The sequence below is a fragment of the Alistipes sp. Marseille-P5061 genome (assembly GCF_900290115.1).
Lineage (GTDB): Bacteria > Bacteroidota > Bacteroidia > Bacteroidales > Rikenellaceae > Alistipes > Alistipes excrementigallinarum.
In genome coordinates this window covers 61,770-85,542 of the sequence record NZ_LT985750.1, presented here as the reverse complement: position 1 = coordinate 85,542, position 23,773 = coordinate 61,770, and the positions used below count along the sequence as shown (strand labels likewise).

Below are 23,773 nucleotides of genomic sequence, written 5' to 3'. Positions count from 1 at the left end.
CATGCAGCGATACGTGATATTACTGGCGGCGCTCCTTGCCGCGGTCAGCGCCCTGGGGCAGCAGATGCCCGAGCGGCGCGAGGTGCGCAAGGGCAACCGTCTCTACAACAAGGGCGAGTATCAGCAGAGCATCGACCGCTACGGCCGGGCCCTGATGCTCGACCCCGCGTCGTTCGAGGCCACCTACAATCTGGGCAACGCCCTGAGCAAGGCCGAGATGTACGACAAGGCCGAGCAGATGCAGAACCGCGCGGCGGCCGACACGCTGCGCAGCGACACCGAGCGGGCCGAGGCCTACTACAATCTGGGCAACACGCAGTTCCGCCAGAAGAAGTACCGGGAGGCGCTCGAGAGCTACAAGCGCTCGCTGCTGCTCAACCCCGACGACCGGGAGGCGAAGTACAACTACGCCTACACGAAGCATCTGCTCGACGACGAGCAGAAGAACGGCGGTGGCGGCGGCGACCAGAACCAGCAGAACAAGGACCAGCAGAACCAGCAGGGCCAGAACAACCAGAACCAGAACCAGCAGGGTCAGAACCAGCAGGGTCAGAACCAGAACAAGGACCAGAACAAAGACCAGCAGGACCAGAATAAGGACCAGCAGGACCAGAACAAGGACCAGCAGGACCAAAATCAGGACCAGCAGGACCAGGGTCAGGGTCAGCCCGACGGCAAGGATGGCGAGCAGGGCGAAGGCGAAGGCCAGCCCCGCCCCGAGGGCATCTCGCCGCAGGAGCAGGAGCAGATGCTCGACGCCATCCAGGCGCAGGAGGACCGCACGCAGGAGAAGCTCAAGGAGAAGCGCCGGGCGATGGTGGTCCGCAGCAGCAAGAACTGGTAAGGAGGGCGCCCGTGCGGAGCTCCGCGCCGAGCTCCGCCCCCCGTCCCCGGAAACGAACTTAAAGAGAAAGACATGCACTTCGCAACTCCCCATTTGCTGTGGCTGCTCGTGCTGCTCGTCCCCATGGCGGCCTACTACGTCTGGCGGACGCTGCAGGGCGGTGCCGCCATCCAGATTTCGACGGTCGAGGGGGTGCTCCGCGCCCCCCGCACGTGGCGCTACTACCTGCGCCACCTCCCCTTCGTGCTGCGCGCCGCCGCCTTCGCACTCTGCGTCGTGGCCCTCGCCCGTCCGCAGGATGTCGAACGCAGCGCCCACAGCTCGACCGAAGGAATTGACATCATGCTCGCCATCGACGTCTCGGGCTCGATGCTCGCACGCGACTTCAAGCCCGACCGCATCACCGCCGCCAAGGAGGTGGCCGGCTCCTTCATCGCCGACCGCTACGGTGACCGCATCGGTCTGGTGGCCTTCGCCGGCGAGGCCTTCACGCAGAGCCCCCTGACCACCGACCAGAGCACCCTCCAGACCCTGCTGTCGCGCATCCGCAGCGGCATCATCGAGGACGGCACGGCCATCGGCAACGGTCTGGCCACGGCCATCAACCGCCTGCGCGAGAGCCAGGCCAAGTCGAAGGTCATCATCCTGCTGACGGACGGTGTGAACAACCGCGGCGAAATTGCCCCCCTGACGGCGGCCGAAATCGCCCGGGCGCAGGGCATCCGCGTCTACACCATCGGCGTCGGAACGCGCGGCATGGCCCCCTACCCCGCCGTCGACATGTTCGGCAACATGACCTTCGTGCAGCAGAAGGTCGAAATCGACGAGAAGATGCTCGAACAGATTGCCTCGCTCACGGGCGGCCGCTACTTCCGCGCCACCGACAACACAAAGCTCAAGGCCATCTACGACGAAATCAACCAGCTCGAAAAGAGCCGCGTCGAGGTCTCGGAGCACGTCACCTACCACGAGCTCTTCGTGCCGTGGGTCGTGGCGGCCATCCTGCTGCTCGTGGCCGAGTTCCTGCTCCGCGCCTTTGTGCTGCGGCGCCTGCCTTAGGGCGCCCCGGCCCGCCGCCTCCGAGGACTCCCGGCGGAGGCGTGCGGCAACCCCAGGGAGAGGATGCCCCCGCGTCGGGAGCGCCCCGCCGGGCGCCCGAATCGACCGACCGGCGGCGCGGCGGCATCCGCACGTGACACCCGGCCCGGTCGGCCCCACCATTCCGCTATGTTCCGCTTTGCCAATCCGCAATACCTCTGGCTGCTCTGGCTGCTGCCGCTGCTCGCGGCGCTCTTCTGGGCGGCCGCCCGCAACCGCCGCAAACGGCTCGAACGCTTCGGACACCTCGACGTGCTGCGCGAGCTGATGCCCGACGTCTCGACCGGGCGCGTGAAGCTGAAGTTCATCCTCTTCTGCACGGCGCTCGCGCTGCTCATCCTCGCCGCCGCACGCCCGCAGCTGGGCTCGAAGCTCCGCGAGGAGAAGAGCCAGGGCGTCGAGATGATGCTCGTGGTCGACGTCTCGAACTCGATGCTGGCCGAGGACTTCGAACCCAACCGCCTCGAGCGGACCAAGTATGCCATCAACAAGCTCTTCGACGGGCTGCAGCAGGACCGCGTGGGGCTCATCGTCTTCGCCGGCGAGCCGAAGGTACAGCTCCCCATTACCTCGGACTACCGCATGGCCAAGGCCTTTGCGCGGCGCATCGACACCTCGCTGGCCGACGTGCAGGGTACGGCCGTGGGCAAGGCCCTCGAGCAGGCGCTGCTCTCCTTCTCGGGCGAGACGGCCGAGAGCCACAGCCGCGTCATCATCCTCATTACCGACGGCGAGAACCACGAGGACGACGCGCTGGAGGTGGCCCGTCAGGCCGCCGAGGCGGGTATCCGCATCTATACGATTGGCATCGGCACCCCCGAGGGGGCCCCGATTCAAATCAACGGCGAGTTCATCAAGGACGAGAAGGGCGACATGGTGGTCTCGAAGCTCGACGAGAAGCTGCTGCAGCAGATTGCCGAAATCACGGGCGGCGCCTACGTCCGCTCGACGAAGCAATCCATCGGGCTCGACGAGATTGTGCGGAGCATCAACGACATGGAGCAGACGGAGTTCTCGACCGTCCGCTTCGAGGAGTTCAACGAGCAGTATCCCTACCTGCTGGCCGTGGCGCTGGTGCTGCTGCTCGTCGAGTTCGTGCTGCTCGACCGGCGCAACCCGCTGCTGGCCCATCTGAACATCTTCCACGAGAAGCGGGAGCAGTAGGCCGGGGGCGAAAGGCCGGGGCGGCAGACGGGAGCCGCAGACGGGAGCCGGCGGCCGCGGCGCGGCCGCGATGCGGGGGCGCGATGCGGGGGCGCTCGTAACGGGCCGCCCGGATTGCAGAAAAGGGCCGTGCAGGAAAGCCTCCGGACCGCAGAAAAGAGCCGCGCGGGAAAGCCTCCGGACCGCAGAAAAGAGCCGCGCGGGAAAGCCTCCGGACCGCAAAAAGGGCTGCGCGGAAAAGCCTCCGGACCGCAGAAGAGGGCGCTTAACAGAGGCTCCGGCCGCAGACTGCCGCGGCACTCGCAAGGATACCCCGACGGCAGGCTCCGGCCGCAGACCGCCGCGGCACTCACAAAGATGCCCAACGGCAGGCTGCGGCGGCACAGAAAAAGGCCCTAAGCGCTCTGCCATCCGATTCAGTAACCCGGAAATCCCTCACCACCGAAAGACCGGAGCGATACGTCGTTCCGGTCTTCCGGGTTACTTTCGGTCTGCATTCGGTTGTAATTCAGCCCCGCGGACAGCGGCCTACAAGTGCGATGCCACGCCCTTCCACCCCACCCGCCGCACCCTCCACACCCCTCTTCTCTTTTCCACATCCGTCCACCCCTTTCAACGCCGGGCCGTTCGGCCCCGCCGCATTGCATCCGACCGGTCGCATTGCATTCCGCCCGCCTGCGCCGCAAAGCAGTAAACAAACCTCAACCCCGGTTTTTCCCGCTCGGCCCCACCGCATTGCACCCGACCCTCTGCATTGCATTCCGCCCTCCTGCGTCGCAAAGCCGCAAACAAACCTCAACCACGGTTCCCCCGTTCGGCCCCGCCGCATTGCATCCGCCCGGTCGCACCGCCCGCACCGGAGGACCTCCACCCCCCCTTCAGGGCTGCCGGCGCCCGACGCCTGTNTTTTTTTTTGCAAGAAGAAGACGGAATCCGATATCTAGTGCGGTCTGGGGGGCTCGGAAATGTGTATAAGAGCCTCCTGTCACCCCTCAACACCTCCGCCTCTTCTCCCCTTGCCGCACCCCTCGCCCCTTCGCGCGACATCTTCGCTCCCTCGACGCGGCATCTTCCTCCCCGCCGCAGGGGAAGCACCCCGATTTTCGGTCGGAGGCGCGGTTTTTCGCGCATTAATTCCTACCTTTGCAGCGCAGGTCCGCTCTGTCGCCGCCGGCTCGGCCGGGGGAGGAAAGTCCGGGCAACGCAGAGCGCCACGCAAGCCAATCACTTGATATCCGTGAGGGTATAGGAGCGTAACAGAGAAGAACCGCCCCGCTGTCGGGTTCGCCTGCAGCGGTGGTAAGGGTGAAAAGGCGGGGTAAGAGCCCACCGCAGAGGCAGTGATGTCGTCTGGCCGTACGTCTCGTGGGTTGCAAGACCATGTATACCGGCAATTAAGGGTTGCTCGCCCGATGCCGGGGGGTAGGTTGCTTGAGACGGCAGGAGACTGCCGCCCTAGATAAATGACAGAGACCCGGAGGCAACTCCGGGGACAGAACCCGGCTTACAGGACCTGCACACTTCAGGAACCGGCTTCCCGCGAAGGGGAGCCGGTTCTTTTTTGCTCCCCGCCGGCCGCTGCAGGCGCGGCGGGCGCGGCGGCAGAGGGGGCGGAAGAGCCGGGGACAGGGGCAGAGGCGGCAGTCCCGGGAGCAGAGAAAATGGCGCCGGGAGCGGGTGCAGAGGCTCCGGGAACGGAGGCGACGGAAGAGGGGGCGGAGTCGACGGAGGAGCCGGAGGTGGGCGCAGAGGCGGCAGTCCCGGACGCAGAGAAAATGGCGCCGGGGGCGGGTGCAGGTGCGGCCGCTGAGGTCGATGTTGGAATCGAAGACGGAGCGGGCGCAACCGTTGGGGCAGGCGCCGAAGCGACCGAAACAGGGGACGGAGCGGTCGAAGTAGGGGTGGATGGGGCGGATGTTGGGGTCGTGGCAGGTGCGACCGTTGATGCCGGAGCCGGAGCAAAAGTTGGGGCCGGGGCCGGAGCTGCCGGAGTTGGAGCCGGGGCCGGGCAGCTGTTGGCGGCGGGGTGCGCCGCGGGGCTCAGATGCGACGTAAGCCAGGCCAGCACCACCCCGACGGCCACCCCGAGCGCCGATTCGACAAAGCGCAGCAGGCAGTTCACCCCGGGCGGCAGGGCGTGGCTGCGCTGCGAGACAAGCAGGATGGCCAGCAGCGTGATGGTCGCCATGCGTCCGTTGTCGGGGATGCCGAGCAGCATGCTCAGCACGACGAGCAGCGCCACGGCGAGCATCATGCCGAGCGTCGAGAAGGCGAAGAGGCGCAGATAGGCATAGGCAAGCAGCGCCCCGAGCGCCGTGCCGGCCACGCGCAGCAGCCCCGCACGCAGCGACTCCCTGAGTCCCGGCGTCTGGAGCACCACCACGGCCGAGGTGCAGGCCAGCATGGCCCCCATGCTGCTCGATGCCTGGTGGAAGGGGCCCGTGACGAAGGTGCCGATAAGGTAGGCCATCACCACCCCGATGCAGCTCGCCACCACCATCACGGGGCGAATCCGCCCCAGCAATCCATGTATCGTCGGTTTCATGACCTCCGTCGCCCATTTTGGGGAAGCATGCAGCAAGAAACGGGCCGAAGCCGCAGAGAGGACCGCACGGCCGGTGCCATCCCCGCTGCGGGCCGGGAGGGCACAAAAACCCGCTGCGGGCCGGGGGCACAAACGCCCATGCGGCGAGGACACAAAAAAACCGTGCGGCAGGCTGCACGCTGCAGCCGACCGCACGGTCTCTGTTCCATGGATATACGGCCGCCCCAACCCACCGAAGGGGCGGCCGCTGCCCGCAGGTCTACATCCAGCGGGTATCCATCATCGTCGGGTTGCTCGAACCGCCATGAGCATCGTAGCCGTGGCCCGTCAGGTCGGGCACGATGTTGCCGCCGCCGTCGGGGTTGGGCGTCCACTCGTTCATGCGCCAGTAGGCCAGCAGGCCCTCCGACGTCGGGTCGACGTAGTTCATGTTGTTGGCAATCTCGCTCTGCGAGAGGGCGCGCGTCCAGACGCGGCACTCGGCCAGATAACCCATCAGCGGGCGCGAGCTCTGCCACTGCGACAGCGCTCCCAGACCGAAGCCGTAGCCGTCGTTCTTGCCCAGGTTCATCGACTCGCCCTGCGTCGGGGTGCCGGCGGCATACTGTCCGTCGATGTAGATGTCCCACGACGAACCGGTCCAGACGGCTGCCACATGGTACCACTTGTTCGCGTCGCACGGACGGTCCGTGGCGGCGGGCTGGTAGCTCTCGTGACAAATCTGTACGACGTTTTTGTCAATCTTCACGTCGCCGAAACGCACCGAGCACTCACCCTCGATACCCATGATGGAGGAGTTGTCGCAGCCGTTCGAGAAGTTGGTCACGTAGACGCGCGTCTCGAGCGTCACCTGCGGGAAGACCAGGTCGGCGTTGTCCAGGAAGCCCGGAATCTTGTACTTGTTGCCCGAGCCAATCATGATGGCCTTGCTGATGACCGGCGTCTTGAAGACGATGTAGACCGTGCGCGAAGGCTCGAGAACGGCCATCGAGCCGCTCACCGAGCGGATGCTCACCGGCATGCAGTAGGTGGCTCCCTCGGCAAAACCGTCCATCGTGGTGACCGTCAGTTCGGCCATCGACGAGGTGGTGAAGCCGGCCGCGATGGAGACCTTGTCGTTGAGGAACTCATAGGTCCCCTCGGGCAGCGGGAGGTAGTTCTTGCCATACTTGAGGTTGTAGCTCTCCACCAGGTCGGGACGCAGCTCGAGCGTTATCTCCAGGTCGTGCGAGACCTGCTCCGACGCGGTGACCGAGAGGGCCGTGCTGGCCGGAAGCTCGTCGATGGTCACGCTCATGGCGGCATTCGACTGCGCATCGGTCATGTAGACGACCGGTTCGTACTTGGCCGACTCCTGGCACCCCGTCGCAAGGGCGGCGGCGAGGAGCAGCGGCACTGCAAAATATTTCAGTTTCATACTCTTTGTTCGTTTTGAGGGTTGGTTCGGTTAGTTCTTCGGACTCCAGACTTCAAGCTCGCGCATGCCGCAGAAGTTGCTGCCCGTGTCGTAGCGGTCGACGATGTCGAAGCGGATGAGGCGCGCCTCGACCGGCTTGACAAAGGTGAACCACTGCATGACGCCGTTGTCGCCCGTAGCCTGGGCAATCGTCACGTCGGAGGCATTCTGCGGCGTCCAGTTCACGCCGTCGGTCGAAACCTCGACGTTGCGGATGGTCTTCACCGAATAGGCCGTATTGGTGTAGCATACGCCCCAGGCCACCGTGCTCACCGGATAGCTCTGCTGCATGTCGATGGTGATGCGGCCGCCGAGGCCCACCTGCCACGAGTAGTAGTTGTTGAAGATGGCATAGAAGCCCATGTCGCCGGCATCACGTCCGTTGAAGAGCGTCGTCACGTCGTCGTAGCCCCAGACGCCCGTACCGCCGATGGAGGTGTTCTGGTTGGTGATGTCGACCGTCCAGCCCAGCTTGTTGTTGGCGTTGTCAATCTTCGTGCAGTCATCCTCGAAGGGTTCGAGGTTCTGCTGTGCGGCCAGGTTCTCCTCGCCGAGGAAAATCAACAGGTACTTCACGCCGCGGTCGGCATCGGGCTCGTAGTCGCTCAGCGACTCCAGGTCGGGACGCAGCGCAACCAACGTGTAGCCCGGCTGGAGCACCGAGAGGTCGGGAAGCGTGACCGTCACCCCGCCCGTCGGGCTCATCTCGCCCTGGGCGAACGAGAGCTTGCCGGAGAGCGAAACCTTCGATGCGTCGATGGTCATGTAGTCGGTGCCGTTCTTCTCGTTGTAGGCCTCCGCCAGCGCGTTGTCGGCCACGTAGCCGAACTGGACATCGGAGATGGCCCCCAGCGAGAGGTGCGCCGTGAGCGTCGCCTCAAGGCTGCTGTAGCTGCCGTCGAGCCGCTTCATGACGGAGTGGTTCTCCACCTGGCTGCCGTCGGTCAGAACCTTGATGGTGGTGGTGCTCTTCGTAATGACGAGGTACTTCACGTAGCCCGTCTCGTCGTAGCCGAAGCCTTCGGCAAGGGTCGGGAGCAGCGGCACGAGGTACTCGCCGTCGGCGAGCGATGCCACCGTGACGGCCACCTGCACGTCGCTCTCCGACGCTTCGGTGCCGGCAGCGAAGTGGAGCGGACCCGAGATGTTGACCAGCGAGGGGTCGATGGCCGCATACTCGGTGCCGTTGTCGTGGTTGTAGCTCTCGATGAGCGAGTTGTCGACCGCAAGCGCAAGGTCGGTGTCGGCCTCAGCCGGCTCCGAGATGCGGGCCGAAAGCGTGCAGTTCACCTCGCCGTAGATGACGCCCGAGGGGGTGACGCTCACCTCGAACTGCTCGGTGCCGGCCTCGTTGAGGGCCACCAGCGTCTTCGAGTAGTCGCCCACGGGGGCAGGGTTGACCGCCTGGATGGCCTGACGCATGTACTTGTAGGGCATGTCGGCGTGGGCGTACTCGTACTCCATGTGGTAGGCGCCGAAGCCGCCGCCCTCGCCCTGCGTCGGGTTGAAGAGCGCCATGCCCAGCAGCGAGTTGACCGTCTGGCCGTCACGCGTGGTGTGGCTCACGCCGCCCGTCTTCCAGTAGGACTCGAAGTTCTCGGCGAAGATATACTGCTCGGGCTTCCACCCCACATTGTAGGCATTGTTGAAGCGGTTCTGCAGGTCGGTGTAGCCGTACGAGGAGTAGGCCTGCACGATGCCGTAGTCGAAGTACTCGACATACTCGTCCCGGACGGCGAAGGGGACGCCGTCGATGATGAACAGACGGCCCGTGCCCGACTTGGGACCCACGTACTTGCCCATGGCCACAATCAGCTTGTTGAAGAGGTCGGGAGCGGGGTTGCCCACGAAGGGACCCACGGCGCCGAAGCCCGGCTCGTAGTCGATGTCGATACCGTCGTAGTTCCACTTGTCCATCGAGTCCTTGCAGTAGGCCTTGGCGTAGGCCTCGATGGCCTCATCGCAGTAGGGGTCGTCGTACATCGAGGCGAAGGGCTCGGGCATGACGTTCGAGAAGATGGTGTAGGTCACCTTCGTACCCTTGACCTTCTGGACGAACTCCTTGTCGGCCACCTGGGCCGGGGTGAGCGTATGCCACTGGCTCCAGATGGAGATGATGTCCATCGAGTCGGGGCAGTTCGAGATGCGCGTCTGGTAGGAGGGGCCCATGGCCGTCCAGGTTCCGTACCAGCCGAAGGCCAGCTTGTGCTTGCTCTTCTTGTACTCGCGAAGACGCTGGTAGTAGGCGTTGTCGCGATGAATCTGCTCCTGCTCTTCGGGGTGCTGCACGTTCACCCGCTCGGGAGTCGTCTCCTTCTCGCAGCCGGCAAACAGGCTACCCAGCAGCAGCGTGCAGAGTGCATATTTGAAGATTCTTTTCATCGTATTTCGTCTTAAGGTTTCAGGTTAGTTGTTTTTCTTGTCCCACCAGAGTTTGGTCGAGCCCTGGTCGGGGCCGCCCAGCAGCCGGATGGCGCGGTTGAGCGCCGCGCGGTTGTTCGAGTACTCCGAACGCGGGAAGGTCATGCGGCGAATCTGCTCGTTGACATCCACCGTGCCGTTGCTGCGGTCGTTGACGATGGGGAAAATCCGCGGATAGCCCGTGCGGCGGAACTCCGACCACGCCTCCTGTCCGTTGGGGAACATGGCAATCCACTTCTGGGTGATGATGCGCTCGAGCATCTGCTCCGAGTCGGCCGAAGAGTCCCACTTGACGGTAATCTGCGACGGAGCGGCGATGTTGTAGTGGGTCGTCGAGCCGGAGGCATCCTCGAAGGCGGCCGGCGTCAGCTCGCTCTCGGCGTAGGTTGCAGCCTCGGCGGCCGAAAGGCCGTTCTCGAGGAACGAGAGCTCGATGCCGCGGCGGTAGAAGCTCTCGGCGTCACCGCCCATCGCCCAGCCGCGCATCGCACCCTCGGCGCGCAGGAAGGCGACCTCCGAGGACATGAGCCAGCGTACGGGCGTCGTCTTGTCGACGTTGGGCACCGACATGCCGAGGTAGTACTCCTTGCTGATGGCGGCGATGCCGTTGCGCACGCCGTGGTAGAGGCCATCCTCGCAGGGCTTGAAGTAGGTGGCCAGACGCGGGTCCTTGTAGCCGTTCAGGTAGGCATCCATCGTGGCGCCCATGCGCGTGTCGGCGTAGGCGTTCCAGACCTCCTCCAGCGGGTTGAAGACCTGAATCGAACCGACGGTTGCCAGCGTCGCGCTCTCGTCGGCCGACTCGATGACGCCGCTCGTGACGGCCTCCTCGGCCCACGCACGGGCCTGGTCGGGAATGACGTAGACCACGCGCATGGCCATGCGCAGCTTGAGCGAGTTGGCCAGACGCAGCCACTTGGGATAGCTGCCCTGGTAGACGATGTCGACCTCCTGCAGCGGCGTGGCGTCGGGCGAGTTGGTGGCGTACTCCTCCAGCACGGCGATGGCCGCGTTGAGGTCCTCGAAGAGCTTCATGTAGACGGTCTCCTGCGCGTCGTAGGGGTTCTCCGTCTCACCGAAGTGGGTCACGGGCAGCGGTCCGTAGATGTCGGTGGCGCGCTGCAGCGCGAAGACCTTGAGCACCTCGGCCACGGCGAAGGTGTCCTCGGTAATCTGCCCCGCCTCGTAGGCGTAGCTGAGCGTCAGCCAGGCGGACATCACGTTGGTGAAGGCCACCGAGAAGGGGACGTTGTTGTAGTCGGTGGCGTCGAGCGCATAGGTGGTCGTGTTGACGCCGCCGTTGTCGAACGAGCTGATGGCCGCCATGTAGCCCGAGTAGGAGTCACCCATCAGGTTGCAGGCGCGCTGGTAGGCGTTGGCGCCCTCGTCGCTGCAGGGGATGACGGCATCCATCTCCATGGTCGTAATGAGGGTCTTCTGGTCGATGTTCTGAGCCGAGTCGGGGTTGGTGTTGAACTTCTCGAAGCCGCTCGTGCAGGAGCCCAGCAGCAGGCCCGAGAGGGCAACCGCGAAGAGCCCCTGGCTCAGGTTCGTTATGATGTTTCGTTTCATTGCGTCGGGTGTTTTAGAATTGGAGTCTTACGCTGAAGCCCAGGGTGCGGACCGAAGGCTGCATGAAGTAGTCGAGCCCCTGGTAGTAGGTGCCCGTCGAGGCGGTGATTTCGGGGTCGAACGGAGCCTTGTTGTAGAACATGAAGAGGTTGCGGCCGACGAGCGCCACGCTCATGCCCACCTTGTCGTTGAACCACTTCGACGGCAGGTCGTAGCCGAGCGTCAGCTCGCGCAGGCGCACGTTGGTCATCGAGTAGACGTAGTGGGCCAGCATCGACATACCGTTGCCCGAGTTGGCGTAGAAGGTCTTCGCGTCGGGAATCTGCTGCGTGTCGGATACCCATACGCCGCCGTTCTCGCGTGCCTGGGCCGAGGCCTCCGAGACGCCGTACTCGTCCATCAGGGCCTGCGTGGCCGAGACGCCGTGGCCGCCGATGCGGGCGTCGATGAGCACGCCCAGCGAGATGCCCTTCCAGGAGAACTGGTTGTTCCATCCCAGACGGAAGCGCGCCTCGGTGTTGCCGCCGTAGACCCACGTGTTGCGGTCGAGCGTCACCGTGTTGGAGTTGGGGTCGACGTAGATGTGGCCGAACTCGTCGGTCTTGAAGCCCGTCACGTAGAAGTCGCCAATCGAGCCGCCCTTCTTGACCTGCATGCGGTAGCCGCCGTAGTCCATGTTGACCTCGTCGACCGAAACCAGGTTGCCCGCAACGTCACGCGTACCCTCGGGCACGAGCTCCTTGACCTCGTTGCGGTTCATCGAGAAGTTGACGTTGGTCGACCACGAGAAGTCGCGCCACGTGTTCTTGTAGCCCACAACAGCCTCGATACCCCAGTTGTTCACCTTGCCGGCGTTGATGTAGGCCTGCTTGTAACCCGTGCTGGGAGGTGCATCGTACCTGAAGAGCTGGTTGTAGGTGTTGGTGTTGTAGTAGGTGGCGTCCAGCCAGATTTTGCCGCCGAGGAACTTGGCGTTGAGACCCGCCTCGAAGGACTTCGTGCGCTCGGGCGTCAGGTTGACGGCCGGTGCAGCGGTCTCCGACTCAATGACACCGCCCACGCTGATGGGGTAGTTGCGGCCCGTGATGTAGCGCTCGGGGGCGTTACCCACCTCGGCGTAGGAGGCGCGCACCTTGAGGAACGAGATGCCTGCACGCGAGAGGTCGGTCATCGACGAGATGACGGCCGAGAGGCCCACCGACGGGTAGAAGATGTTGTAGCTGTCGGTGAAGGCGAGCTGCGAGGCCCACTCGCTGCGGGCCGTCACGTCGAGGTAGAGCATCCCCTTCCAACCCAGCTGCAGCGTGGCGTAGGCGGCCTGCACCTGGTCGTGGTAGCGGCTCATGTAGGGCTTCGTCTGCGAGTGCTTCATGTCGATGTTGAAGAGGGTGAACTTGTTGGGCTGCGTGGCCAGGTGGCCCTCGAAGCCCGTCACCTTGTTCTTGTCGTCCATGAGGCTGGCACCCAGGTTGAACTGCAGCGAGAGGCGGTCGTCGAGGAACGTCTTGTTGATGCTCAGCAGGGCGTCGGCGTAGAGGTTGTTGTGGACGGCCGTATGGTCGAGGTAGTTACCGTACTTCGAGGCGAAGAGCTCGTCGGACGAGGCGTAAATCTTGCGCGTGTAGTTCATCGTCGTGTTGTCCAGACGCACGCGGCCCGTGAGGCTCATCCACGAGGTGATGTCCCACTTCATCGTACCGTTGAAGGTGTAGCGGTGGGCCGTATTCTCGAAGAGCTCGCGGTTGGTCACCCAGTAGGGGTTCTCCACGCCGGTGAGGAACTCCAGCGGCCAGAACTGCTTCATGTAGCCGTCCGTGGCGTCGTAGCGCTCGTAAATCTGGTACTTGCGGATATCATCGCCGCGCGGGAAGAGGTAAATCGGGATGAGCGGGTTGTGGTAGAGACCCTGCACCAGCGAGTTGCGGTCGTACTGGCGCATGTAGGTGGCACCCACGTCGAGCGTCAGGCGGTCCTTGACCAGCTCCGTGGTGTTGCGCAGCGAGAAGTTGTAGCGGTTGTAGACGTTGTTGGGGATGATGCCGCGCGAGTTGACCGAGGCAGCCGAGGCGTAGGTCTGGTTGCGCGAGTTGCCCGCCGAGACCGAAACCGAGTTGGTGGTGTTGTAGCCCGTCTGGAAGAAGTCCCGCGGGTCGTACGAGGTGGGATGGGCCAGCGGCGAGCCCCAGCTCATCGAGGGCGAGGTCTCGGCCGTGCCGTAGCGGTTCTGGAACTCGGGCATCACGAAGGGCGCGGTGAAGGTGGTGTTGTTCGAGTAGTTGACCCGGAGGCGTCCCTCCTCACCCTTCTTCGTGGTGATGAGAATCACACCGTTGGCGCCCTGCGAACCGTAGAGCGCGGCGGCCGTGGCACCCGAGAGAATCGACATCGACTCGATGTCCTCGGGGTTGAGGTTCGAGATACCCTCGTAGTCGCCGCCGTCGGGGGTCTCGTACATGCCGGCCGTCTGCTCCGAACGCAGGCTCGGCATCGGGATACCGTCGATGACGTAAAGGGCGTTGTTGTTGCCGTTGATGGACTTCACGCCGCGCATCACCACGCGCGTCGAACCGCCCGTACCCGAGGCGCTGGCGTTGATTTGCAGACCGGCGACCTTACCCGAGAGGGCATTGACGAAGTTGGCGTCCTTGACCCCGTTGACGATGTCGCCCGAGACCTCCTGCACGTTGTAGGTCAGCGCCTTCTCCGAGCGCTTGATACCGAGGGCCGTCACCACCACGGCGTCGAGCACCTCCGTATCCTCATGCATGACGATGCGCAGCGGCGCGGAGTCCGTGACGGGAATCTCCTGCTTGGCATAGCCGATGAGCGAGACCTCGAGCACGTCGCCCTGACGCGCCTGCGGCAGCGAGAAGTTGCCCTCGGCGTCGACGGCCGCACCGACGGTCGTACCTTTAATAACCACCGTGGCGCCCACAAGGCCGAGGCCCTTGGCGTCCTTGACCGAGCCCGTGACGCCGCGCACGGGGCGGGCGCCCTGGCGGGCTGCCGTACGGTCGGCCGTACGCGAGAGGACGATGTGCTTGTCCTTGAGCGTATAGCCGATGCCGCGGCCGGCGAAGAGCCGGTCGAGGGCGGAGGCGAGGGTCGCGTTGCGGAGCGAGAGGCTCACCTGCTCGGCGGGGTTGATGTCGGAGCTGTTGTAGACGAACGAGTAGCCCGTCTGCTCCTGAATGGACTGGAATACCTGGGAAAGAGAAGCGTCGCGCACCTCGACGGTGACGCGGGGTTCGGCGGTCTGCGCGTTGGCCTTCAGGCCGAAGCATGAAAGCAGCAGGACCGGAACAATCAACAGACAGCGGAGGCGTGCGCATGCACGATGCACTCCCCCTGCCCGTCGCAAGGTTTGTTTTTTCATGGGTTGTTTTAGGTTTGGTTATAAATTTCTGGAGATTGCTGCGCCGTCGCGCGGACGGCGTCCGGTCGGATGGTAGTTATCGACTCATAGGCATTCGAAGTTTTCGTTCATATTTTATTTCAGGTTCCTGTTGTTCGTATCGTTCGTTCCGTTCTTTCCGTGTGCACCCTGGCGTCGCCCCCCTGGTATCGCCCCCCGGCGCGGCCCCGGCGGGCCGGCGGGTCAGTTGGCGTAGAGCTCGATGTTGTCGCGGTTGACCTTGTAGTGGAACTTGTAGGTGAGCTGCAGCACCGACATGATGTGGTAGATGCCGTCCTCGAGGTGGAAGTCGCCCGAGAAGCGCTCGCCGCGCAGGCTGTCGTCCATGAAGCGCACCTCGACGTTGTAGTAGCGCTCCAGCTCGGAGACAATCTGCTCGAAGGTGGTCTGCTCGAAGCGGAAGTGGCCCTCAATCCAGTCGATGGAGTTGGAGGCGGCGGGGCAGTCGCGCAGCTGCATGGAGCGGGTCTCGCTGTCGAAGAGCAGCATCTGTGCAGGGCGCAGGCGGACCGCATACTCCTCGCTGCCCGAGAGTGCGGCGGCCACCGAGCCCTCGAGCAGGACGGTGGTTACGCGGTGGCGGGCGGCGTCGTTGCGGATGTTGAACTTCGTGCCGAGCACCTTGATGTCCAGTCCGCCGCTCGAGACGATGAAGGGCGACGCGGCGTCGTGCTCCACCTCGAAGTAGGCCTCGCCGCTCATCGTCACGCGGCGTTCGCGCGAGAAGAGCGGAGTGCGGTACTCGATGCGGCTCGACGAGTTGAGCCACACCTTCGTGCCGTCGGGCAGCTCGACCTGCGAGCGTTCGCCCAGGTCGGTGTAGACCACCACGGGGCGTTCGAGCCGCTCGGCGAGCGTGCGGGTCTCGAACCAGAGGCCGAGGGCCAGCAGCACGACGGCCGCGGCCGCGGCAGAGCGCCACACCAGACGGCGCAGCGGGGCGCGGCGGGGGCGCATCCGGCGCTTGACGGCGCGCAGCGAGCCTTCGACGTCGACCTCTTCGGCGGCGCGGAGCCGGTCGTTGAGGCAGAGGATGCGGTAGACCTCGCCCATCGTCCGCCGGTTGGCGGGCGAGGCGTCGTACCACGCTTCGATTTCGGCCGCTTCGGCGGCCGGGAGCTCTCCGCGCAGGTAGGCGGCAAGGCGTTCTTCGGTGATTTGCGGTGTCTCCATCGGGATGTTCATCTATGAGTAATACAATCGGGCGGGCAAAGATACTAACCGCGCCCTGCATTTTTTTCAAAAAAAGGTATGCCGCGCCGGTCCGGGAGGATTTTCGGGGAGGATTTCGGGGAGGATTTTCGGGGCAGGGAGGCGGGAAAGAAGGCCGGGGCAGGCGGGACGGGACAGGACGAGCCGCAGGCCAGGACAGAGCGGGACAAGGCGGACGAGAGCGGGCGGGACAGAGCGGCGGCGGGGCCGACAGAAGCAGGGCGAGCGTGGAAGCGGGTGCGGAAACGGGGGGGGGAAAGAGAACGAAGAAAACGGGGGAGACGCGAAAAAAAACGGAAAGACTGGAAAAAACTGGAAAAAACTGGAAAATGCTGGAAAAAACTGGAAAATCGGACCGGGGTCTGCCGGGAAGACGGAGCGGAGGAACGGGGAGGGAACGCCATTCGGCGGTGAAGCCCCGACGCTACCGGAGCTTGAAGCCCAGCAGCAGCACGAGCACCGGCCAGTATTCGCGGAGCTCCTCGCGCAGGAAGCGCACCGTCTGACCGATGCGGTAGTTGACCGTCTGGGGCGAGACGTGGAGCTCCTCGGCAATCTGGCGGTGGGTCTTCCCCTCGAGCCGGTGCATGCGGAAGGTCTGCTGGAACTCCTCGGGAAGGCGCCGCAGCGCCTCCGCAAAGCGGCGCGCCAGTTCGCTCTCGAAGTAGAGCGCCGGGTCGTCGAACTCCTCCTCGAAATCCGAGGCCAGCTCGCGCAGGATGCGGTTGCGCAATGAGTTGCGCGAGGCGCTGTTGAGCGACTTGTTGCGGACGATGGTGAAGAGCAGCGAGCGGAGCGGCATCTCGGGGATGAGCGTGCGGCGGTTCTCCCAGAGCCACAGGAGGGTATCCTGCACCAGCTCCTCGGCACGCGACAGGGGGACGAAGCGCGAGGCATAGGCGCACAGCGGCCTATAGCAACGGCGGAACAGAGCATCGAAACAGTGCTCGTCTCCGCTGCGCAAAGCCTCGACAACCCGACGGTTGTCCTCGAAATCGAACGTGTCGTATCGCTCCTTTTCCATAGTTCGGCGGTCCGCCCCGGGAGCGGCAGGAAGACTGCCGTCCGCCGCGGTAAATGGGGGTTCCCCGAATACAAAAATACTATTTCGTCGGAAAAATACAAAGAAGAGGGCCCACTTCCTGTCGAAAAAAATCGCCCTCCGCCGTCCAAAAAGCCGCCGCGCCCGCTCCATCCCGGCAAACCGCCCACCTCAAAAAAACGCCCCGCAAATCCGCCTCCGCAAAACCGCCCCGGAAATACCGTGCCGGCCCCGTGCGGACCGTTCGGACCCGAAGGCAGCCCGAACGGAGAAGAACTTCGCGCCAAAACAGACATATTTTGCGAAATATTTTGTATCTTTGTCCAACTCTTGCCTTTTGGATACGGTCGCAAAAAGCGCCCGGAGAGCCCGGACAGACGCATCGCATTCGAAGGGAAGGAGCGGCTCGGGAACCATTCCCGTCTTAAAAAGGGTCCGCATCATGATTCAAATCGGAAACAGGCTGCGTCTGGAGCAGGTCGAAGAGGTGCTCTTCGGCGGCGGGCGCGTCGCGCCGCAGCAGCAGATGCTCCTCGAGGTGGAGGAGTGCTATCGTTTTCTGGAGGAGTTCGCCTCCGACAAGGTGATTTACGGCATCAACACCGGCTTCGGCCCGATGGCCCAGTACCGCATCGACGACGGAGACCTCAGAGCCCTCCAGTACAACATCATCCGCAGCCACGCCGCCGGTGCGGGCGAACCGCTGCCGGTGGTCTGCGTACGTGCGGCGATGCTGGCCCGCATCCAGACCTTCGCACAGGCCCGCTCGGGGGTTCATCCCGAGGTCATCACCCTGCTGGCCGAGCTGCTCAACCGCCGCATCACCCCCGTCGTGCCGCGCCACGGCAGCGTCGGCGCCAGCGGCGACCTGGTGCAGCTGGCCCACATTGCACTGGCGCTCATCGGCGAGGGCGAGGTCTTCGTCGAGCGCGACGGCGTCCCGGAGCGCCGCCCGACGGCCGAGGTCTTCGCCCGCGAGGGCATCACCCCGCTGGGCATCCACCTGCGCGAGGGGCTGGCCATCACCAACGGCACGGCCGTGATGACGGGCATCGGGCTGGTCAACCTGCTCGAGGTGCGCCGCCTGCTCGACTACGCCGTGGCCGCCTCGCTGCTGATGAACGAAATAGCCTCGTCGTACGACGACTTCCTCTCCGAGGAGCTCAACGCCATGAAGCTCCACGCCGGGCAGCGCGACATCGCCGCAGCCATGCGCCGTGCGGCCGAGGGCGGGCAGCGACTGCTCAAGCGCGAGACGGTGCTCTACCACCGCCACACCGAGCAGCACTTCGAACACAAGGTCCAGCCCTACTACTCGCTGCGCTGCATCCCCCAGATTCTGGGTCCGGTGCTCGACACGCTGCGGGGCGCCGAGGAGGTGCTGGTCAACGAGCTCAACTCGGTCGACGACAACCCGGTGGTCGACCCCCTCACGCGCAACGTCTACCACGGCGGCAACTTCCACGGCGACTACGTCTCGCTGGAGATGGACAAGCTCAAGATTGCCACCACAAAGCTCACGATGCTCGCCGAGCGGCAGATGAACTACCTCTTCCACGACCGCATCAACGGCATCCTGCCTCCGTTTGTCAACCTGGGCAAGCTGGGACTCAACTACGGGCTGCAGGCGGCGCAGTTCACCGCCACCTCGACCACGGCCGAGAGCCAGACGCTCTCCAACCCGATGTATGTCCACAGCATCCCGAACAACAACGACAACCAGGACATCGTCAGCATGGGTACCAATGCGGCGCTGCTCTGCCGTCAGGTGGTCGAGAACGGCTATCAGGTGATGGCCATCCACCTCATGGCGCTGGCCCAGGCGGTCGACTGTCTGGAGATTGCCGGGCAGCTTGCACCGGCGACGCGCCGCCTCTACGACCGGGTACGCGCCGAGGTGCCGGCCTTCCGCGAGGATACGCCCAAGTACCGCGAGATTGAGCGCCTCGAGCAGCTCATGCGCACGCAACCCGCCGGGCTTCTCTAACCGGGTGGGCCGGAAGAGGGCCGGGGACCGGGGACAGAGCTCGGGAGCGGAGTTGAAATACAGGACCGGACCGGAGAGCCGGACCGGAGCGAAACGACGGAAAACAAACACGGAGCGTGCGGAACCCCGCAACGGGAACCGCCCGCTCCGATTACGGATAATATGGAGACGAACCAGAAGAGACGATACGCCCTCGTGACGGGGGCAAGCCGCGGCATCGGACGCGCCGTGGCGCTGCGTCTGGCCGGCATGGGCTACCATGTGCTGGTCAACTACCTTGCGAATGCGGCGGCCGCCGAGGAGACCCTTGCGCTCATTCGCCGGCAAGGGGGCGAGGGCGAGCTGCTCCCCTTCGACGTGGCCGACCGCGAGGCCGCGGAGCGCGCCCTGGGCGGCTGGCTCGAGGCGCATCCCGACGAGGCGGTCGAGGTGCTGGTCAACAACGCCGGAATCCGCCGCGACGGGCTGCTGCTGTGGATGCCCCACGAGGACTGGTACGGCGTGCTGCGCACCCACCTCGACGGATTCTTCCACGTCACGCAGCCGCTGCTCAAGGGGATGCTCGTCCGCAAGTACGGACGCATCATCAACATCGTCTCGCTCTCGGGCATCAAGGGGCTCCCCGGGCAGGTCAACTACTCGGCGGCCAAGGGGGGACTCATCGCCGCCACGCGGGCGCTGGCCCAGGAGGTGGCCAAGAAGCGGGTGACGGTCAACGCCGTCGCCCCGGGCTTCATCCGCACCGACATGACGGCCGACCTGGACGAGGCGGCGCTGCGGCGTACCATCCCCGCCGGACGCTTCGGCGAACCGGAGGAGGTGGCCGACCTGGTGGCCTTCCTCGCCTCGGAGAAGGCCTCCTACATCACCGGCGAGGTCATCTCCATCAACGGAGGCATCCTCTGACCCGCGCCGGGGAGGGCGGAAATGGCCGCCGGAGACCAAAAGGGGCCGGGCCGCAATTTTTTAAGAGACGGGCCGGAAAAGACCGGGACCGAACCGGGCCGGAGAGGCCGGGCAAACCGGGGCTGAACCGGGCAGGCCGGAGAGACCGGGCAGGCCGGGGCCGAACCGAACAAGGAAGCCCCGAACGTGCCAGACCGAAGAGCCGGACCGGACCAGAATGAGAAAACAAACCAAAAAGGAACCTGTACACAGGCAAACAAGGCTATACACGCAAGCAATGGAACAACACAGAGTCGTCATCACGGGCATGGGCATCTACTCCTGCATCGGTGAAAACCGCGAGCAGGTTGCCGAGTCGCTCTACTGCGGCCGCTCGGGCATCGGCCTCGACCCCGCACGCAAGGAGATGGGCTACCGCTCCGCACTCACCGGCATCCTCCGCAAACCCGACCTGCGCAAGGCGCTCGACCGCCGCCAGCGGATGTGCCTCTCGGAGCAGGGGGCCTACGCCTACGTCGCTACCGCCGAAGCGCTCGCCCAGGCGGGCATCGACACCGACTGGCTGCTCGCCCACGAGACCGGAATCCTCTACGGCAACGACAGCAGCGCCGAGGCCGTCATTCACGGCGCCGACGTCATCCGCGAGAAGCACAACACGGTGCTCGTCGGCTCGGGCAACATCTTCCAGTCGATGAACTCGACGGTGACGATGAACCTCTCGACCATCTTCAACCTGCGGGGCATCAACTTCACCGTCTCGGGGGCCTGCGCCAGCGGCTCGCACGCCATCGGCATGGCCTACCTGCTCATCCGCCAGGGGCTGCAGCAGTGCGTCGTCTGCGGCGGCGCCGAGGAGGTCAACCTCTTCTCGGTGGGCAACTTCGACGCGCTGAGCGCCTTCTCCATCCGCGAGCAGGAGCCCGCACGCGCCTCACGCCCCTTCGACCGCCACCGCGACGGTCTGGTGCCGAGCGGCGGCGCCGCAACGCTCATCGTCGAGAGCTACGAGTCGGCACGCAGCCGCGGAGCCGAAATCCTCGCCGAGATTGTCGGCTACGGATTCTCCTCCAACGGCGAGCACATCTCCTCGCCCAACGTCGACGGCCCGGCCCGCTCGCTGCGCATGGCGCTCCGCTGCGCCGGAATGACCCCCGCCGACATCGAGTACATCAACGCCCACGCCACGTCGACCCCCGTGGGGGACCTCAACGAGGCGCTGGCCATCCACGAGGTCTTCGGCGAGCGGAAGCCCTACGTCACCTCGACCAAGTCGCAGACGGGCCACGAGATGTGGATGGCCGGAGCCAGCGAGGTGGTCTACTCGGTACTGATGATGCAGCGGGGATTCATCGCCCCGAACCTCAACTTCGAGGAGCCCGACGAGGCCTCGTGCCACCTGAACATCCCGGCCAGCCGCGTCGACCGACCCTTCTCGACCTTCCTGAGCAACTCGTTCGGCTTCGGAGGGACCAACTCGACGTTAATCGTCAAAAAATTCGAACCATGACAAACGAAGAAATCAAAGCAAAAATCAAGGAGGTGCTGGCCGAAGAGTTCGAAATCGACCCCTCCGCAATCACCCCCGAGGGGGATTTGAAGGAGGTGCTGGGCCTCGACAGCCTCGACCTGGTGGACGTTGTGGTCCTCGTCGAGCAGAACTTCGGCGTCACGCTCAAGGGACCCGACTTCGTCGGCGTGCGGACGTTCGAGGATTTCGACAACCTCATCATCTCGAAACTCAACGCTTAGCGGCATGGAGAGCGCAAGCCCGGCGGGATGGAACGGAAAGTCGCGGGGCGGAGGATTCGGTTACGCATTCTTCGTTCTGCTCATCCGCTACGTCGGCATCCGCGCCGCCTACGCCTTCCTGGCGCTGGTGGTCGTCTACTTCATCCCCTGCGCGCCGCGCGCCACGGCCGCCGTCTGGAGCTACTGCCGCCGAAGGCTCGGATACGGACCCCTGCGCGCCGCGGCGGCCCTCTTCCGCCACTACTACCGCTTCGGGCAGACGCTCATCGATAAGGTGGCCATCGGCGGCGGGGCAGCCGGCCGCTACCGCTTCCTCTTCGACAACTACGACGACTTCATCGCGCTGCTCGAGAGCGGCTGCGGCGTGGTCGTGCTGGGGGCGCACGTCGGCTGCTGGCAGGCCGGGGCACACTTCTTCGGGAAGTACGGCCGCAAAATCAACATCGTGATGTACGACGCCGAGTATGAACGCATCCGCCGCGTGGTCGAACGCAACACGGAGGAGTGCGGCTACAAGGTGATTCCCATCAACGGGCCGACGCTCGACACGATGCTCCGCATCAAGGTGGCGCTCAACGGCGGCGAGTATGTCTGCTTCCAGGGCGACCGCTACCTCTCGCCGCGCCACACGCTCCGCCACCGGCTGCTGGGCTGCGAGGCGAGCTTCCCCGAGGGCCCCTTCCGCCTCGCCTCGAAGCTGCAGGTGCCCGTAGTGGTCTACTACGCCATGCGGGAGCGCGGTCGCCGCTACCGCTTCCACTTCGAGCTGCTCGCCCGCGGGGACGAACGCATCGGGAGCGCCGAGCTGCTCGACCGCTACGCCGCATCGCTCGAACAAATCCTGCACCGCTACCCCGAACAGTGGTTCAACTTTTACGACTTCTGGAAATGACACCGCAACGCCGCATCCTGCTCGTCTCGGCCAACCGCCATCGGGAGCCCTATCCGGTCTACCCGCTGGGGCTCTCCTATCTGAAGAGCTACCTGCGGCGGCGGATGCCCCACTACGAGGTGCTGCTCTTCGACTGCAACCTGGGGAGCGTCGCGCAGCTCGAGGAGCTCATCCGCCGCGAGCGGCCCGACGTGGTGGGGGTCTCGCTGCGCAACGTCGACGGCGCCAACTCGCTGCGCGAGGGGAACTTCCTGGCGGGCTACCTCGAAATCACGCAGGCCGTCCGCCGCGCCTGCACGGCGCCGCTGCTCATCGGCGGGGCGGGCTTCTCGATTTTCCCCGAGCACTTCATGGAGGCGACCGGCGCCGACTACGGGCTGGCCGGCGAGGGGGAGGAGAGCCTGGCGCAGCTGCTCGAGGCGCTTGACGAGGGGCGCGAGCCGCACGGCATCGACGGACTCTTCCTGCGCGGCGGCGCAGCCGACCGGGAGCCCTATCCCCGGCCGCGGAGCCGCTACCTGCACGAGCTCGACGTCGAGTTCGAGCAAGAGTGGGTCGCCTACTACTGGAAGTACAGCGGCATGCTCAACATCCAGACCAAGCGCGGCTGTCCCTACGACTGCGTCTACTGCTCCTACCCGGTCATCGACGGCCGCACGATGCGGACGCTCGACGCCGCGAAAATCGTCGACGACATCATCCGCCTGAAGCGGAGCATGGGGGTCGACTACCTCTTCTTCACCGACTCGGTCTTCAACATCTGTCCGGGCTTCAACGCGCGGCTGGCCGAGGAGCTCATCCGCCGCGAGGCGGGCATCCGCTGGGGGGCCTACTTCACCCCGCTGGGGCTCGGACGCGAGGAGCTGGAGCTCTACCGCCGCTCGGGGCTCACCCACATCGAGTTCGGGACGGAGTCCTTCGACGACGCGACGCTGGAGGCCTACGGCAAGCGCTTCACCTTCGACGACGTGCTGCGCGCCTCCGAGGCGGCGCTCGCGGCCAACGTCTACTACGCCCACTTCCTCATCCTGGGGGGCGTGGGCGAGACGATGCAGAGCGTGCGGCGGGGGATTGCCCGTGCGCGCCACATCCGCCACAGCGTCATCTTCCCCTACGTGGGGATGCGCATCTACCCCCACACGCGGCTCCACAGGCTGGCCGTCGAGCAGGGGGTCGTCTCGCCCGACGACACGCTCATCGAGCCGCGCTACTGGCTCTGCCCCGACTTCGACCTGGAGCAGGCGCGCGCCGAGGCGCTCGCGACGGGCAAGGCGTGGGTCTTCCCTGACGACGAGGCCAACGCGCTGATGGACAAACTGAGAATCGAACGCAACCGAAAGGGACCGCTATGGGAGTATCTGAGAAAACCGTAAGGCCCGCCGCCGCGGAGGTCGCAACAAAGGAGGCAGCCGCGGAGGCTGCAACGAATATGCGCCCGGCCACCGGGACCGCGCCGATGCCGGGAAAGGC

Annotated in this window: 16 protein-coding genes and 1 other RNA gene; 10 read left to right on the top strand and 7 right to left on the bottom strand. The window is 64.9% G+C overall.

Features of this window, described 5'->3' with window-relative positions; all coding sequences use genetic code 11:
• Position 1 precedes the first annotated feature (1 nt).
• The 4 genes from C8267_RS07345 (at position 2) to rnpB (ending at position 4,629) form a co-directional block, all read left to right on the top strand.
• Positions 2 to 844: a tetratricopeptide repeat protein gene (locus C8267_RS07345; RefSeq protein WP_106634227.1), complete on the top strand. Its 843-nt coding sequence runs from the start codon at positions 2 to 4 to the stop codon at positions 842 to 844.
• A gap of 72 nt (positions 845 to 916) precedes the next feature.
• Positions 917 to 1,903 (top strand): vWA domain-containing protein, encoded by a 987-nt coding sequence (locus C8267_RS07340; protein ID WP_087361891.1) that lies wholly within the window; start codon positions 917 to 919, stop codon positions 1,901 to 1,903.
• Between the two features lie 168 nt (positions 1,904 to 2,071).
• Complete coding sequence (locus C8267_RS07335) at positions 2,072 to 3,106, top strand: VWA domain-containing protein (protein WP_106634226.1); 1,035 nt, start codon at positions 2,072 to 2,074, stop codon at positions 3,104 to 3,106.
• 1,148 nt (positions 3,107 to 4,254) lie between these two features.
• An RNA gene (rnpB, locus tag C8267_RS07330) (RNase P RNA component class A) lies at positions 4,255 to 4,629 on the top strand.
• Here the strand turns inward: rnpB and C8267_RS07325 are convergent.
• The 7 genes from C8267_RS07325 to C8267_RS07290 form a co-directional block, all read right to left on the bottom strand.
• Positions 4,629 to 5,651 (bottom strand): FUSC family protein, encoded by a 1,023-nt coding sequence (locus tag C8267_RS07325; RefSeq protein ID WP_106634225.1) that lies wholly within the window; start codon positions 5,649 to 5,651, stop codon positions 4,629 to 4,631. The genes rnpB and C8267_RS07325 overlap by 1 nt on opposite strands.
• Positions 5,652 to 5,910: 259 nt before the next feature.
• Entirely contained in the window at positions 5,911 to 7,068 is a 1,158-nt protein-coding gene (locus tag C8267_RS07320) for a DUF1735 and LamG domain-containing protein (protein ID WP_087361894.1), read from the bottom strand.
• A 30-nt stretch (positions 7,069 to 7,098) separates the two neighbouring features.
• Positions 7,099 to 9,489, bottom strand: a complete 2,391-nt coding sequence (locus tag C8267_RS07315) for a glycoside hydrolase family 18 (protein WP_106634224.1) — start codon at positions 9,487 to 9,489, stop codon at positions 7,099 to 7,101.
• Between the two features lie 24 nt (positions 9,490 to 9,513).
• Positions 9,514 to 11,100 carry a SusD/RagB family nutrient-binding outer membrane lipoprotein gene (locus tag C8267_RS07310; protein ID WP_087361896.1) on the bottom strand — a complete coding sequence of 529 codons (1,587 nt, stop codon included), beginning with the start codon at positions 11,098 to 11,100 and terminating at the stop codon, positions 9,514 to 9,516.
• A 13-nt stretch (positions 11,101 to 11,113) separates the two neighbouring features.
• Positions 11,114 to 14,410, bottom strand: coding sequence for a SusC/RagA family TonB-linked outer membrane protein (locus C8267_RS07305; protein WP_234025727.1), 3,297 nt, complete (start codon positions 14,408 to 14,410; stop codon positions 11,114 to 11,116).
• 288 nt (positions 14,411 to 14,698) lie between these two features.
• Complete coding sequence (locus tag C8267_RS07300) at positions 14,699 to 15,688, bottom strand: FecR family protein (RefSeq protein ID WP_087362008.1); 990 nt, start codon at positions 15,686 to 15,688, stop codon at positions 14,699 to 14,701.
• A 463-nt stretch (positions 15,689 to 16,151) separates the two neighbouring features.
• Positions 16,152 to 16,751, bottom strand: coding sequence for an RNA polymerase sigma-70 factor (locus C8267_RS07290; protein WP_087361898.1), 600 nt, complete (start codon positions 16,749 to 16,751; stop codon positions 16,152 to 16,154).
• A 460-nt stretch (positions 16,752 to 17,211) separates the two neighbouring features.
• On the opposite strand from C8267_RS07290, the gene C8267_RS07280 reads away from it, so the two are divergent.
• The 6 genes from C8267_RS07280 (at position 17,212) to C8267_RS07255 (ending at position 23,676) form a co-directional block, all read left to right on the top strand.
• Positions 17,212 to 18,756 carry an HAL/PAL/TAL family ammonia-lyase gene (locus C8267_RS07280; RefSeq protein ID WP_087361900.1) on the top strand — a complete coding sequence of 515 codons (1,545 nt, stop codon included), beginning with the start codon at positions 17,212 to 17,214 and terminating at the stop codon, positions 18,754 to 18,756.
• A 162-nt stretch (positions 18,757 to 18,918) separates the two neighbouring features.
• A complete protein-coding gene (gene fabG, locus C8267_RS07275; RefSeq protein WP_087361901.1) occupies positions 18,919 to 19,662 on the top strand; it encodes a 3-oxoacyl-ACP reductase FabG in 744 nt (247 codons plus the stop codon).
• A 277-nt stretch (positions 19,663 to 19,939) separates the two neighbouring features.
• Entirely contained in the window at positions 19,940 to 21,169 is a 1,230-nt protein-coding gene (locus C8267_RS07270) for a beta-ketoacyl-[acyl-carrier-protein] synthase family protein (RefSeq protein ID WP_087361902.1), read from the top strand.
• Positions 21,166 to 21,411 (top strand): acyl carrier protein, encoded by a 246-nt coding sequence (locus C8267_RS07265; protein WP_106634220.1) that lies wholly within the window; start codon positions 21,166 to 21,168, stop codon positions 21,409 to 21,411. The genes C8267_RS07270 and C8267_RS07265 overlap by 4 nt, the downstream gene beginning before the upstream one ends.
• 4 nt (positions 21,412 to 21,415) lie before the next feature.
• Positions 21,416 to 22,303: an LpxL/LpxP family acyltransferase gene (locus C8267_RS07260; protein WP_106634219.1), complete on the top strand. Its 888-nt coding sequence runs from the start codon at positions 21,416 to 21,418 to the stop codon at positions 22,301 to 22,303.
• Positions 22,300 to 23,676: a lipid biosynthesis B12-binding/radical SAM protein gene (locus C8267_RS07255; protein WP_106634218.1), complete on the top strand. Its 1,377-nt coding sequence runs from the start codon at positions 22,300 to 22,302 to the stop codon at positions 23,674 to 23,676. Before C8267_RS07260 ends, C8267_RS07255 begins: the two co-directional genes overlap by 4 nt.
• Positions 23,677 to 23,773: the final 97 nt, after the last annotated feature.